Here is a 12,967-nt window from a genome sequence, read left to right on the forward strand (position 1 = left end):
GGCCGCTCCTCACCCGTCGGCCGCCACGGCGAGACGCAGATGCGGCCGGGCCCGCTCGTCCAGTCCCAGACGCTCCAGCGTGCGCCCGTACAGCAGGCGCAGATAGAAGTCGTCCGGCCGCTCCGCCACGAGCGGTTCCAGCACCGACCGCGCGCGGTCGAGCTGGGCGGACCCGAAGTAGGCCCGGGCCGCGAGGACGCGGACGCCGGGGTCCTCGGCGAAACCGGCCAGCAGCGGCCGCAGCAGGGTGAGCGCGCCGAGCGGGTCCCGCTCCTCCAGCAGCGACTCCGCCCAGCGCAGTCGGCTCACCTCGGCCGGCACCCCGGGCCGTGGCCGGACACCGGCCAGGAAGTCCCGGATCGTCCCGGCCGACTGGGCGCCCGCGAGCGCCTGGTCGCCCACGACGAAGGAGGGCGACGTCCGCACCTTGCGCGCCTTGCCCTCCAGCAGCAGCTCGCGGACGAGCAGCTCACCGGCGTCGCCCGCCAGCAGGTCCGCCCCCTCGGGGAAGCCCGCCGCCCGGGCGACGGCGTTCAGCACCGCCCGGTCGCCGATGTCCCGCCCCTCGACGAAGTAGGCGTGCATCAGGCCCTCGGCCACCGCGTCCTGCGTCCCGGGAGCGGCGCGCTCATGGGCCAGCGCGAGGAGCCGGTGGGCGTCGTGGCTGCTGACGCGCCAGCTCGCCCCCCGCCAGGGGCCGAGCCCTTCCGAGGCCGCGACCTCCGAGATCCGCACCCGGTTCTCGTCCGGGCTGAGGCCGGGCGCGCAGGCGCGCAGCGCCTCGTCCATCAGCGGGTCGCGCATCGCCTCGTCCATCGGGAGGGCGGTGGCGGGGGCGCTCGGGTCGATGCGGAACGGCCGCCAGACCACCTCCACGTCGTCGCGGCCCGCGACGGCCCGCTCCAGACGGCGCTTGCCGATGTACGCCCACGCGCAGACGACGTCTGCCCAGATCTCGATTCGCATGCCCTCAGAGTAGGCAACGGCAGTCGCTTAAGCAACAGCTGTCGATTAGTGGCCGCATGGTGCGGTCCGGCGGGGCGGCGTCCTGTCGTGCTGCCGTGCGAACCGGCGGAGGGTGACGTCACGGCCGTGAGGGCGGGGATCGCCGAGGTGCGGGACCGTCGGCCAGTACGCGACTGCCGTCGCTTATTCGTCGCATGTCGCGCACCCGTTATCCTGGCTCCATGCCGAACCAGCCGACAGCGACCGCCGGACGCGTGGACCCCCGGGTCCTGCGCACCCGCGCGCTGCTGCGTTCCGCGGCGCTGGAACTCGCCGCGGAACGCGACGTGGAATCGCTCACCATCGCCGACATCGCCGAACGGGCCACGGTGAACCGCGCGACGGTCTATCTGCACTACCGCGACCGCGACGCCCTCCTCCTCGACGCGATGGAGGAGGAGGTCGGCCGACTCGCGCGCGCGGCCGCGCGGTGCCCGCTGACCAGACCGGCGGGCCGGGTCCCGGAGGAACTGGTGGACCTGTTCCGGCACGTCGAGGCGAACGGCACCCTGTACCGGCGGATGCTGGGCCCCGGCGGCGCCGCCCGCTTCATCAACCGGCTCCGCGAACTGCTGGCGCGTGAGGTGGCCGCGCAGTCGGGCGGGCCGGACGCCGGTGACCCGGCGGACGGCCCGCCGCCCGGACTGCGCGCGCACTACCTGGCGGGGGCCTTCGTCGGGGTGTTCACCCGCTGGGTGACGATGCCCGACCGGCCGTCGGCCGCTCGGGCCGCCGAGGAGGTCTGGGCGCTGCTGCGCGGCGTCCCGGGCGCGTAGCGGTCGCCGTCACGCCCTCGCCCGGCCGCTGCTGACGGAGCCTCGGCCGGGACCAGGCCGGTCGAGGCCCGGCGGGCCCGGCCGTCCCGCCGGACCAGGTAGCCCGGGCGGGCCCGGCGGCCCGGAGGTGCGATGGCGCGATGGCGGACCAGGAGAGCGGGGCGTCGACCGCGCCGCACGCTCCCCGCGCCGCGCCGCCCGGCCCCCGCCTGCCGTGAGCCCTAAGCCGTCAGCCGACGTCCGTGAGCGTGACCACGGACACGAAGACGTCCCGGCCGCTCTGGTGCCCGACGACCCGTACCCGGGCCCGCCCGATGAGGTCGTCGGGGAGCCGGTCCGCCTGGAGCAGGCAGGGCGCGTCGAGTTCCGCGTAGCGGTGGAAGACCGTGTCCATCGCGGCGACCACGGTCTGCCGGGGGTGGGTCAGGGTGTGGGCCGCCTGGCGGACCGCTTCGAGCAGCAGCATGCCCGGGGCGTGGTCGACCGGGTGGTCGAAGAGGACGGGGTGGGCGGTGTCGACGCGGAGCTGCCAACGGTCGGCGCTGTCGGCGCTGGAGAGGACCACGTCGTCGGGCTCGTCCCGTCCGGCGGGCCCGGCGGGCGCGGGGGAGGGCGGCGGCAGTACGCGGGCGTTGACCGCGGCGACATCGGCGTACGGGCCGCGCAACCGCTCGTAGACGGCCCGGCTCTGGACGCCGAAACGGGTGCGGGCGCTGCCCAGCGGGGCACCGGCGCGCAGCGCCTCCACGCGCAGGGTCACGTCCGCCGCGCGGGCGCCCCGGTAGACGACGTCGGAGCAGGACAGCCGCAGTTCGATCTCCATCGGCGCGTCACCCGTGGTCAGGGCCTCGGTGGAGACGGCCCAGTGGAAGTCCCGCCACAGCAGCTGATGTCCGAGCGGTACGTCGTAGGCGGCGTGCGAGATCAGCGGCAGCGTCTGACGAATCGTTTCGCCGAGCAGTAGCGGGTCGTGTAACCCGTGGCGGGTGCGGTAGAAGCCGTGCGCTTCGGGCCAGCGGGCGGTGACGGTGAAGGAGTCCGGTCCGGTCCGCCACCAGCGGTCGCAGAGGACCTCGCCGGGGTCCCTCTTGTGCGTCCAGGCCCGGGGCACCACCGAGGGAACGCCCTGATCGACATGTGCGGCCATGGCTGGCCCCTCCCCTGTTCGCCACGGCGAAACGCCGTGTTCTGGTCCATGAGGCCGACGAGGAACGCGGTGGTGCCCGGTGGGGCCGGTGACGGCCGGCCGGGCGAGGCCAGCTATTAAGATAGAGGTTGTTCTTTTTGTTTGTCGAGGGATCAGCGGGTGGCGCGGGAGGCGGTCCGATGGCGCGGCGCATGCAGGAACGGGCCCAGCGGACAAGGGAGTTGCTGCTCCGTGGCGCGGCGGAAGCCTTCGACGAACTGGGCTACGCGGGCACCAGCATCACCAGGATCCTCCAACGCGCGGGGGTCACGGCGGGGGCGATGTACTTCCACTTCGACTCCAAGGAGGCGCTGGCCCGCGCGGTGATCCTGGAACAGGCCGCCGACGTACGGTTCCCGGAAGAGGGGGACGGTCTGCAGCGCCTCGTGAACATGACCCGGCACCTGGCCGTCGAGATGCAGCACAACACCCTGCTCCGGGCCGGAGTGCGGCTCGCCGTGGAGCAGGGGGAGGCCGGATTCCAGGACTACGCCGTCTACGAGTGGTGGACCGAGCAGTTCCGGCAGCGTCTGCTGCGCGCCCGGGAGCTGGGCGAACTGCTGCCCGGCGTCGACGAGGCGGAATGCGCCCAGTACCTGGTGGCGGGCTACACCGGCACCCAGCTCATGTCGCGGATCTCCTCGGACCGCGCCGACCTCCCGGAGCGGATCGCCGTCCTGTGGCGCTATCTGCTCCCCGCCGTCGCCCCGCCCGACGTGATCCGGCGGATCGACCTCTCGACCGGTCCACCGCCGACCGGGACCGCGAGGTGACGTCGACGACCTCTCCGTCGGCGCGCGCCCGGCTTCCCGGGCCGCCAGGGTCCTGACCGGCGGGAGCCGAAGCCCCGTCAGGGCGGCGCGGTCGCGGCGGAACCGGCCCGACGGGATCGTCAGCCGTTCCTCGTGGAGCGGGTCAGATACAGCGTGAGGCCCGACAGCAGCATGACCGTGGCCGCGGCGATCTCCACGGCCGTCCGGGCCGGGTCCTCCAGCAGGTCGTTGAGGAGGGCGGCGGCCAGCGAGAGGGAGAGCAGGAACCAGAGCGCGGGCTTCATCGGGATTGGGGGACCTTCAGTTCGGCGGGCGATGCGCGGGGACGCGGGACACGGGACGAGCCGGTACGCGCCGCGTCATGTCATGTCATGTCATGACGCGGCGCGGGGTGGGGCCCGCCCCGGTGACACCACGATGCCTCCCCGCCCCGCTCCGGCGCGACCCGGCCCGCCCCCCGCCCCGTGGTGGAGCCTGCTCCACCATCCGCTCCGGCCCCGGACCCCGGCCGACCCGTCGTCTACGCTGGCCGATGTGGAGGAGACGGTGGGCCGGGCGTTCCGGGCGACGATCCGGCTGGGCCGTACCGCCCTGACGGGGTACGCCACGATCTTCTACGGCGTCCTGCTGTTCTTCACGGCCGTCGCCACCGTCCTGGTGGTCGGCGCGGCGGCACTGCCCGAGACGGTCCTCCTCCAGCGGCGCCTCGCCGGTCACAAGAGGAAGCTGATCGCCCGGTCGACGGGGAAGCCGGTCGCGGAGGCGTACCTCCCCGTCACCGGCCCGCTCGGGGAGCGGCTGCGGACCGTCCTCAAGGACCCGGGCACCTACCGCGACCTGAGGTGGCTCCTGGTCCACGCCGTCTTCGGCTGGTCGCTGCTCCTCGTCCTGATCGTGGTCTGGTACTTCGGGCTGATGATCGACGGCTTCTGGAGCGGCGCCCTCGGCCGCCGGGCCAGGGTCCTCCCGCTCCTGGAACGCCTCGCCGACCTCGACGACTCCTGGTCGCGCGCCCTGCTCGAACCGACCCCCGGGGCCGAGCGCGACGCCCGGCTCGCGCGGCGCGTGGCGCAGCTGACCGAGACCCGCGCCGGTGTGGTCGCCGCGCACGGCGCCGAGCTGCGCCGCATCGAACGCGATCTGCACGACGGCGCCCAGGCCCGGCTGGTCGCGCTGTCGATGCGGGTCGGCATGGCCCGCCGGGCGTACGGGAGCGACCCCGAACTGGCCCGCAGGCTCCTCGACGACGCCCAGGACCAGGCCGAGGAGGCCCTGGCCGAACTGCGGCACGTGGTCCGGGGCATCCATCCGCCGATCCTGACCGACCGGGGGCTGGCGGGGGCGGTCCACGCCCTGGCCTCGGGCAGCGGGCTCGCGGTGACGGTCACCGTCGACGGTCTCGACGCCCGTGACGGAGCCGGGTCCCGGGCCCCCGCCGCCATCGAGGCCGCCGCGTACTTCGTGGTGGCCGAGGCCCTCACCAACGCCGCCAAGCACAGCGGATCGCCGTCCGCCGCCGTCGGCCTCGCCCGGACCCCGCGCGGCATCGCCGTCTCGGTGCGCGACGAGGGCTCCGGCGGCGCCGACGAGTCGGGCGGCAGCGGACTGACCGGGATCCGCCGCCGGGTCGCCGCGCTGGACGGCTCCGTGGACCTGACCAGCCCCGCCGGGGGCCCGACCGTGATCGAAGTGGAGTTGCCGTGCGTGTGGTGATAGCCGAGGACAACGCGCTGCTGAGGGAGGGCCTCGTCCTGCTGCTGACGTCCGCCGGGCACGAGGTCGCCGCCGTGGTGTCGACCGGCCCCGAGGTGCTCCCCGCGCTGCTCGGCCACCGTCCCGACGCGGCGGTGCTCGACGTCCGGATGCCGCCGGGCTTCCGCGACGAGGGCCTGCGCGCCGCGCTCGCCGCCCGGCGCGAGGTTCCCGGTCTGCCGGTGCTGGTGCTGTCGCAGTACGTGGAGGAGACGTACGCCGCCGAACTCCTCGGTGACGGCGCGGCGGGCGTCGGCTATCTCCTCAAGGACCGGATCGGCCGGGTCGACGAGTTCCTGGACGCGCTCGAACGGGTCGCGGCCGGGGGCATGGCGCTCGACCCCGAGGTGGTGGCGGAACTGGTGAACCGCCGCCGTGACGACCCCCTCGACGCGCTGACCCCGCGCGAGCGGGAGGTGCTCCAACTGATGGCGGAGGGCCGGGACAACGCGGCCATCGCCACCCTGCTGACGGTCACCGAGCGCGCGGTGAGCAAGCACATCGGCAACGTCTTCCTGAAGCTGGGACTCTCCCCGCAGAACGACAGCGGGCACCGCCGGGTGAGGGCGGTGCTGACCTATCTGAACTCGCCTTCGACGACCCGGCCCTGAACCGGTGGGAAAGGGGGCGGGGCCGCTGTCGCGGGCGCCCCGCCCCCCTTTCCCTTCCCGGCCCGGCTCAGTCCCGTGCGCCGATCGCCGCCACCGGATCCGCCCGCAGCGCCGACCGGGTCGGCAGACTGGTGGAGAACCAGCCCAGCAGGGCGACGCCCCCGGCCACCGCGAGCCACACCACCGGCTCCAGGTGCGGGAGGGGACGGCCCGTCAGCGCCAGCGCGCTGCCGACCATCGGGGGCAGGGCGATCAGCGTGCCCAGCGCCAGTGCCGTGAGGACGACCACCCAGGACTCCAGGAACATCATCCGCCGGGTCTGACGGGCGGTGGTGCCGATGAGGCGGAGCATCGCGAACTCCCTGCTCCGTGCGGTGACCGTCATGACCAGCGTGTTCACCACCGCGATCAGGACGTAGAGCAGCAGGGCCCCGTTGGCGATCAGACCCGTCCAGGACTGGTCCGCGTGCGCGCCCTCCTGGGCCGCGGCGTACGCCCGGGGGGTCACCACCGCCAGTGTCGGCGTCCGCTCCGCCAGTTCGCCGAGGGACGTCCGTGCCGGGCCGTCGGCCCGCTCCTCGGCGGTGACCAGCAGGGCGCTGTCCAGACCGTCGGTGGTGTGCCGGACCAGCATCCGGTGGGGGAGGGTGACCTCGCCGAAGCCCAGCCCGTTCCCGTAGACCGCGATCACCCTCAGCTCCTTCCGCACGCCGTCGCCGAGGTGGAGGTCGGCGGTGTCCCCCACGCCGAGACCGGCGGTGCCCGCGGCCGTCCGGCTCAGGGCGACCGTGTCCCCGGTGAGGCCGGCCAGGTCGCCCTCCCGGACGTCGAGGTCGAGGGCCCGTCCGAGCCCGGCCGGGTCGACGCCCTGCGCGCTGAACGCCTCGGCGCGGGGCACCCCGGCCTCGTCGTGGTTGAGCAGCACCTGGGAGCGGGCGACGGGCGCCACCGAGGCGATCCCGGGCAGGGCCCGTACGGTCTTGGCCAGCCCGGGCGACAGACCCGTGCCCGTGCCGCCGCCGGTGAGGACCCAGTCCGCCGTGACCCCTTCCGCCGTCTGCCGTCTCGTTTCCTCCTGACCCGTGGTCAGCAGGGAGATCTGGAGCAGCGCCATCGCGGCCCCGAGCGCCAGGGGCACCACGGCACCGCTCAGCCGACGGGAGTGGGCCGCGCTGTTCGCGGTGGCGAGGTAGCCGCTGACCCGGGAGCGGGAGAGCAGCGGACCGAGCAGCCGGGCCACCGCCCTCACCAGCACCGGCCCGAGCAGCGCCGCGCCGACCATCAGCACCAGCAGCGAGCCGCCCGCCCCGGCGAGCGCGGCCCGCCCGGGGATCGCCAGGGGCAGCACGACGGCGGTGACCAGTCCCAGCCCGATCAGCGCCAGACCGGCGAGCCGTCGGCCACGGCCCAGCTCCGCCGGTTCGACCAGCGATTCGCCCAGCGCGTCCACCGGCCTGGTCCGGGCCACCCGGCGGGCCGCGAGGTATCCGGCGAGCCGCCCGCCCAGGACGCACAGCGCGACGGAGGCGACGGCCGCGAGGGCGGCCAGCGGGCCGCGGTCCAGGGCGAAGTCCGGCGGCAGCGAGCCCGCCCGGGCGAAGGCGGCCCGCAGCCAGTCCGCGACGAGGAAGCCCAGGGCGGCGCCGAGCACCGAGCCGACCACCGACACCAGCGTCGTCTCGGCACCCACCAGCCGGTGGATCTGACGGGGCGTGGCGGCGATCGCGCGCAGCATCGCCAGTTCGCGGCGGCGCTGCTGGATGCCCAGCCCCAGGGTGGAGGAGACCACGAAGACGACGACGCCCAGCGCGGTGCCGCCGAAGGCGGCGGAGAGCCCGACGAGGAACCCGCGCGACTGTCCGACGTCGAGGAACTCGACGTCGCCGATCTCCCGCCCGGTGTGGACGTCCGTGCCGGGCACGGCCTTCGCGATCCGGTCGGCGAGCGCCGCCGGGTCCGTACCGGGCCGGGCGAGCACGCCGACGGCGGTCAGCCGGTCCGGGCGGGGCGAGAGCTCCGCGGCCCGCGCGTCCGTGAAGAAGACGGACACCTGGCGGCCGACGGGGTCGACGATGCCGCTGATCTCGTACGACGCCGCGCTCGTCCCCACGGCGAGGCGTACGCGGTCCCCGACGTCCAGCCCCGCCGCACGGGCCAGCCGGGCGTCGACGACGGCTTCCCGGCCGGTGCGCGGCGGTTCGCCCGCCGTCAGTTGGAAGGGGGCGAGGACGGCGGACGACCAGCCGTGCCCGTACAGCGGATCGCCGAGGCCGACCGGGGTTCCCCGCCGGTCGGCGGCGCTGAGCGCGACCGTGCGCTCCCCGACCGCGCTCCGCACGCCCGGGACCTCCGCGATCCGGTCGGTCACCGTCGCGGGCAGCCCCGCGCGCTCCGGATGGACGGGGTCGAAGTCCTCGGGGACGTCCTTGGACTGCTCGCCGCCGACCACCACGTCCGCCCCGGCGTAACGCTGCGGTTCCACGCCCGAGGCGAGCCCGGACACCAGCAGGATCCCGCAGGCGGTGATGACGGCGGATCCGAGGAACAGGGCGACGAAGGCGGCCACGAAACCGCCCTTGCGGTGCCGGATCGTGCTCCAGGCGATGTCGAACACGGCGCGTCTCACCGGTCCCCGAGGCGGGTCATCCGGTCGGCGACCCGCTCGGCGGTCGGCCGGAAGAGGCTGCCCGCGGGCCTGCCGTCGGCGAGGAAGACCACGGAGTCGGCGTACGAGGCTGCCACCGGGTCGTGGGTGACCATCAGGACCGTCTGCCCGGTCTCGTCCACGATCTGCCGGAACAGTCTCAGCACCTCCGCGCCGGTACGGGAGTCGAGGGCGCCGGTCGGTTCGTCGGCGAGGACCGCGTCGGGACGGGTGACCAGGGCCCGGGCGATCGCGACCCGCTGCTGCTGACCGCCGGAGAGCTGGGCGGGGCGGCGGTCCGCGTACCGGTCCATGCCGACCCGCCGGAGCACCTCGGCCAGCCAGGCCCCGTCGACAGGGGTGCCCGCGAGCCGGGGGACCAGGGTGACGTTCTGCCGGACGGTCAGGGCCGCCATCAGGTTGTAGGACTGGAAGACGTAGCCGACGCGTTCCCGGCGGACCGTGGTGAGGGCGGCCTCCTTGAGCCCGGAGAGTTCGGTGTCACCGAGGTACACCCGGCCGCTGGTGGGACGGTCGAGCCCGGCGAGGCAGTGGAGGAAGGTGCTCTTCCCGGAGCCGGAGGGGCCCATGACGGCGGTGAAGGTGCCGCGCGGGACGGCCACGGAGACGTCGTCCAACGCCGTGACCGCGTGCGCGCCGGTGCCGTAGGTCTTGGTGACCGACTCCAGCCGGAGCGCGGCGGGGACGCCGCCCGGCCGCACGTCCCCGTACCAGCCGGAGTCCTCCTCCGCACCCGGACGCGCCTCGCGCGCATGCCGTGCGGGATGCCAAGCCGATGTCATCTGTCCTGCCCTCTCGTGTCCGTCCGAGAGAGCAGTCAACCGACCGGCGGGGGGCCGCCACGAGCCGTCCCACCGGTGTCTTCGTGGTGGAGCCCGCTCCACCACGGCGCCCGGGTGACGCCCTCCGGGGCGTCCCCGGCCGAGCCCGCGTGCCGCTCCGGAACGCCGTGGCCGGCCTCCCCGCCCGGCCACGGTCACGGGGGCGGAACGGGGAGCGGGCGAGGCGCTTGGTACGTGAGCGACGTGCGTCCGGACAGGAAAGCCCCTCACGTGTTTCCGCCGGTGAGAGGCGGCTGGTGCTCCGGCAGGACTCGAACCCGCGACCAAGTGCTGGGAAATGGAACGATGCCGCTCCCCTGCGGTCGTGGAGGGAAACACGTCGCTGGGCTCGTTTCCGCAGCGGCATGCGGCATGCGGCATGCGGCATGCGGCATGCGGCACGTCCACGCTTCGCGGCAGAGTCAGGCCAGGGAATCTCGTACCGCGTTGGCCAACGCCGTTGCGCGCACATCGCCGGGGCCCCCGATGATGTGGTTCATGACGTAGCCGAAGGCGATGCCGTGCTGCGGGTCGGCGAAGCCGAGTGAGCCTCCACGGCCTGTGTGACCGAAGGCGTTCGGGCCGGTCATGGGGATGTCCGTGGTGGGCAGCATGTACCCGGTACTGAACCGGCTGGGTACCACCATCACCTGGTCCTGTCCGCTGGCCCACTCTTCGATCGCCGAGGCCAGGGTCTCCGGGGTGAGCAGGCGGACCCCGTCCACCTCGCCGATCAGCGCGGCGTACATGCGCGCCAGCGCGTGCGCGGTGCCGATGCCGTTGGACGAGGGAAGTTCCGCGGCCTGGACCTCGGGGGAGTCGAAGTCGATGTTCGCAGGGTCGGTGACCGCGAACGCCCTGTTGCTGAGCGAGTTCGGGTCGAGCCAGGCGGCGACGAGGTCGCGCAGGTCCTCGGGGACCGATTCCTCGGGCACGGTGGTGAGGTCGACGTCCGGCTTTCGGTACACCATGCGGCTGACCCGGTCGCGCTCACCGGGCGGCAGCCCGATGAAGAAGTCCAGCCCCAGCGGCCCGGCGATCTCCTCGGCGAAGAAGCGGCCCGGCGTGCGGCCGGACACCCGGCGGATCACCTCGCCGACCAGCCAGCCCCAGGTCCGGCCGTGGTACCCGTGTGCCGTTCCCGGTGTCCACTGGGGGCGCTGGGCGGCCAGGGCCGCCGTCATGGGGTGCCAGGCCAGGGCTTCCGCCATCGGCACCGGCCGGTCGAGGGCGACCAGACCGGCCCGGTGGGACAGCAGCCAGCGCACCGAGATCTCCGCCTTGCCGTTCGCGGCGAACTCCGGCCAGTACTCGGCCACCGGGGCGTCCAGGTCCAGCGCGCCGCGCTGGGCCAGCAGATGCGCCGCCGTGGCAGTCGCGCCCTTGGTCGCCGAGTAGACGAGTTGAAGGGTGTCCCGCTCCCACGGGCGGCCGGTGTCCGGATCGGCGACGCCGGCCCACAGGTCCACCACGGGGCGGCCGCCCTGGTACACGCAGACTGCGGCGCCGATGTCCTCGCGCCCGGCGAAGTTCGCCGCGAACGCCTCCCGTACCGGCTCGAACCCCGCCGCGACCTCACCGTTGATCACCGTCATGCCGCCCATCCTGGCACTCACCAAAGCCCGCTCCGAGGGGAACGTTCCTGAGCGGCGGCGATCAGACAGCCACGGGCACCGCCTGGAGACGCTCGCGGAATTCCCGGACAGCAGTGACGGCCCTATGGGGTTCGAGCTGCGAGGAGAACTCCTTCAACCGGTCCAGTGCCCGCACGGAGCTCACCTCGTCCTCCAGAAGCGCGACGCCGTGGTTCGCGGCGTCCAGTGCTCCGTCCAAGTCCCCACCGGCCAGACGGGCCTCGGCCAGTCGGCTGGAACGGACGGCCTTGTCCCGAGGTGCCGCCCTCTCGACAGAGACCTCCAGGGAACGCGTCGCTCGCTCCACCTGCCCCGCGCGGAGTAGTACCTTGCCCTCGGTCGACTTCACCTGCGCCTCGCCGAACCAGTCCAGCCAGTCCGGGGCGTCGCCCGGCGCCTGGCGCTCCCAGAGGGCAGCGGCACGGTTGAGGGCCGTGCCGGCCCTCTGATGATCGCCGTCGCGCGACAGCGCCTCGGCCTTGTGCAGGTGGAGGAAGCACTGGGCGGAGGGTGACAGTGCGCGGGGAGCGTTGTCGATGCCGGTCGAGATCAGGTCGACCCGCTCGGCCGTGCGCCCGGCTTCGGAGACGTGGACGCCCATCTCCGCCAGGACGAAGGCGCCGAAGGCGTCGTCCCCTCCGGTACGGGCGCTGCGCAGCGCCCCGACGTAGTACCGCTGGCCCGCGGACCGCAGCCCCGCGTCGTACGCCATCCAGCCGGTCAGGTGCGAGGTCCGGGCGGCCAGCGCGTACAGCCGGACGCGGATGCCGTCCGTGTACCGGCCGCCGCTGAGCAGGCCCGTGACCAGGGAAAGGTCGCCTCGGGCCTGTTCCAGGAGCCGGGCCCCTCCCAACTGATCATCGAGGGTGCGAAGGGTGCTGACGCGCTGCTCGATCGTCGAGACCATCACATCGGTGACGCGATCGCCATTGATCGCCGAGGCGAATGCGGAGGGTGCCTCGACCCAACTCGACGCGAGCCCCGTCAAGGTGGCGCCGGTGATGGTGAGAAAGCCCCGTCGATCCAACCGTCCACTCCCCACGAGATCGGCCAGCGCCTCGACGGTGCCGGCCTCGGTCCACGGCGCGGTGAGCCCCGTCACCTCCCAGACCGGAAGCCACCGAGGCCAGCCCTCCGCTCGCGCCCGTTCGTACGGAACGGACAGCAGGTCGCTGAGCACGCGCTGAGCGTCCGCATCCGGTTCCTGACCCTGCTCCCACTTCCAGACCGTCGTGCGATTCGTCGCCAAGGGGATTCCGAGCAGCTTGCCACGCGCCTGCATGAGGCGGGCGAACTCGGCCTTTCCCCATCCGCGCGACTGACGGACGCAGGTCAAGGGGTGGACGGCTAAGGACTGACCGGGCACGTCATCACTCCTGCCGTACTTCAACAGGGCGGCTGGGGGCTGTGTTCCACCCTCTGCGTACGAGGGTGGCCTCCCCTGGAGGAACCCCCCAGAAACGTTCCGCACCCGAGGGGCCAAGCCGTTGACTGGACCGAGGAATCCAAGAGGAAGGAGAACAACGAGGTGGCAGAGAAGACGACACCGTCGTCGGCCCGGAACGGCCTCTTGGTCGCGGTCGAGGAGCTGACGTCCGTTCACGACCGGTACGACAGCCTCCGGTCGGACAACGCCGGCAGCTCCGGCGACTCGCCGTGGCCCGGAGGCGACGGCAACCTGCACGACAGCGAGTAGCGGACGGCGGTGGGGTCCGTGGTTCTGTCCGGACCCCACCGCTCCCTG

Annotated in this window: 12 protein-coding genes; 5 read left to right on the top strand and 7 right to left on the bottom strand. The window is 73.7% G+C overall.

What is annotated here, in order from left to right; genetic code table 11:
• Positions 1 to 9: 9 nt before the first annotated feature.
• Complete coding sequence (locus ACVWNX_RS23215; RefSeq protein WP_454409587.1) at positions 10 to 966, bottom strand: DsbA family protein; 957 nt, start codon at positions 964 to 966, stop codon at positions 10 to 12.
• Positions 967 to 1,187: 221 nt separating this feature from the next.
• Between ACVWNX_RS23215 and ACVWNX_RS23220 the strand changes: the two genes are divergently transcribed.
• On the top strand, positions 1,188 to 1,781 hold the full coding sequence (locus ACVWNX_RS23220) for a TetR/AcrR family transcriptional regulator (protein ID WP_454409589.1): 594 nt from the start codon (positions 1,188 to 1,190) through the stop codon (positions 1,779 to 1,781).
• A 229-nt stretch (positions 1,782 to 2,010) separates the two neighbouring features.
• Here the strand turns inward: ACVWNX_RS23220 and ACVWNX_RS23225 are convergent, their stop codons facing one another.
• A complete protein-coding gene (locus ACVWNX_RS23225) occupies positions 2,011 to 2,928 on the bottom strand; it encodes a ScbA/BarX family gamma-butyrolactone biosynthesis protein (RefSeq protein ID WP_454409591.1) in 918 nt (305 codons plus the stop codon).
• Between the two features lie 179 nt (positions 2,929 to 3,107).
• On the opposite strand from ACVWNX_RS23225, the gene ACVWNX_RS23230 reads away from it, so the two are divergent.
• Positions 3,108 to 3,740 carry a ScbR family autoregulator-binding transcription factor gene (locus tag ACVWNX_RS23230; protein ID WP_454409593.1) on the top strand — a complete coding sequence of 211 codons (633 nt, stop codon included), beginning with the start codon at positions 3,108 to 3,110 and terminating at the stop codon, positions 3,738 to 3,740.
• 119 nt (positions 3,741 to 3,859) lie between these two features.
• On the opposite strand, the gene ACVWNX_RS23235 is transcribed toward ACVWNX_RS23230, so the two are convergent.
• Positions 3,860 to 4,024 (bottom strand): hypothetical protein, encoded by a 165-nt coding sequence (locus tag ACVWNX_RS23235; protein WP_454409594.1) that lies wholly within the window; start codon positions 4,022 to 4,024, stop codon positions 3,860 to 3,862.
• Positions 4,025 to 4,274: 250 nt separating this feature from the next.
• Between ACVWNX_RS23235 and ACVWNX_RS23240 the strand changes: the two genes are divergently transcribed.
• Positions 4,275 to 5,453 carry a sensor histidine kinase gene (locus tag ACVWNX_RS23240; protein WP_454409596.1) on the top strand — a complete coding sequence of 393 codons (1,179 nt, stop codon included), beginning with the start codon at positions 4,275 to 4,277 and terminating at the stop codon, positions 5,451 to 5,453.
• Positions 5,441 to 6,103 (top strand): LuxR C-terminal-related transcriptional regulator, encoded by a 663-nt coding sequence (locus tag ACVWNX_RS23245; protein WP_454409598.1) that lies wholly within the window; start codon positions 5,441 to 5,443, stop codon positions 6,101 to 6,103. The genes ACVWNX_RS23240 and ACVWNX_RS23245 overlap by 13 nt, the downstream gene beginning before the upstream one ends.
• A gap of 67 nt (positions 6,104 to 6,170) precedes the next feature.
• Here ACVWNX_RS23245 and ACVWNX_RS23250 read toward each other — a convergent pair whose 3' ends face one another.
• From ACVWNX_RS23250 to ACVWNX_RS23265, 4 genes are all read right to left on the bottom strand, one after another.
• The gene (locus tag ACVWNX_RS23250; protein ID WP_454409599.1) at positions 6,171 to 8,729 is read right to left on the bottom strand and encodes an ABC transporter permease; all 2,559 of its coding nucleotides are present in this window, start codon (positions 8,727 to 8,729) and stop codon (positions 6,171 to 6,173) included.
• On the bottom strand, positions 8,726 to 9,550 hold the full coding sequence (locus tag ACVWNX_RS23255) for an ABC transporter ATP-binding protein (RefSeq protein ID WP_454409601.1): 825 nt from the start codon (positions 9,548 to 9,550) through the stop codon (positions 8,726 to 8,728). The genes ACVWNX_RS23250 and ACVWNX_RS23255 overlap by 4 nt, the downstream gene beginning before the upstream one ends.
• 461 nt (positions 9,551 to 10,011) lie before the next feature.
• Positions 10,012 to 11,184, bottom strand: coding sequence for a serine hydrolase domain-containing protein (locus tag ACVWNX_RS23260; RefSeq protein ID WP_454409602.1), 1,173 nt, complete (start codon positions 11,182 to 11,184; stop codon positions 10,012 to 10,014).
• Between the two features lie 61 nt (positions 11,185 to 11,245).
• Complete coding sequence (locus ACVWNX_RS23265) at positions 11,246 to 12,589, bottom strand: transcriptional regulator (RefSeq protein WP_454409603.1); 1,344 nt, start codon at positions 12,587 to 12,589, stop codon at positions 11,246 to 11,248.
• A gap of 162 nt (positions 12,590 to 12,751) precedes the next feature.
• On the opposite strand from ACVWNX_RS23265, the gene ACVWNX_RS23270 reads away from it, so the two are divergent.
• Complete coding sequence (locus tag ACVWNX_RS23270) at positions 12,752 to 12,919, top strand: hypothetical protein (protein WP_454409604.1); 168 nt, start codon at positions 12,752 to 12,754, stop codon at positions 12,917 to 12,919.
• Positions 12,920 to 12,967: the final 48 nt, after the last annotated feature.

It is taken from the genome of Streptomyces sp. JNUCC 64, from assembly GCF_054484115.1.

Excerpts from the sequence above, each read along its gene's own strand:
- ACVWNX_RS23260 (WP_454409602.1), bottom strand. The coding sequence starts at position 11,184 with ATGACGGTGATCAACGGTGAGGTCGCGGCGGGGTTCGAGCCGGTACGG.
- ACVWNX_RS23220 (WP_454409589.1), top strand. The coding sequence starts at position 1,188 with ATGCCGAACCAGCCGACAGCGACCGCCGGACGCGTGGACCCCCGGGTC.
- ACVWNX_RS23230 (WP_454409593.1), top strand. The coding sequence starts at position 3,108 with ATGGCGCGGCGCATGCAGGAACGGGCCCAGCGGACAAGGGAGTTGCTG.
- ACVWNX_RS23235 (WP_454409594.1), bottom strand. The coding sequence starts at position 4,024 with ATGAAGCCCGCGCTCTGGTTCCTGCTCTCCCTCTCGCTGGCCGCCGCC.
- ACVWNX_RS23225 (WP_454409591.1), bottom strand. The coding sequence starts at position 2,928 with ATGGCCGCACATGTCGATCAGGGCGTTCCCTCGGTGGTGCCCCGGGCC.
- ACVWNX_RS23215 (WP_454409587.1), bottom strand. The coding sequence starts at position 966 with ATGCGAATCGAGATCTGGGCAGACGTCGTCTGCGCGTGGGCGTACATC.
- ACVWNX_RS23255 (WP_454409601.1), bottom strand. The coding sequence starts at position 9,550 with ATGACATCGGCTTGGCATCCCGCACGGCATGCGCGCGAGGCGCGTCCG.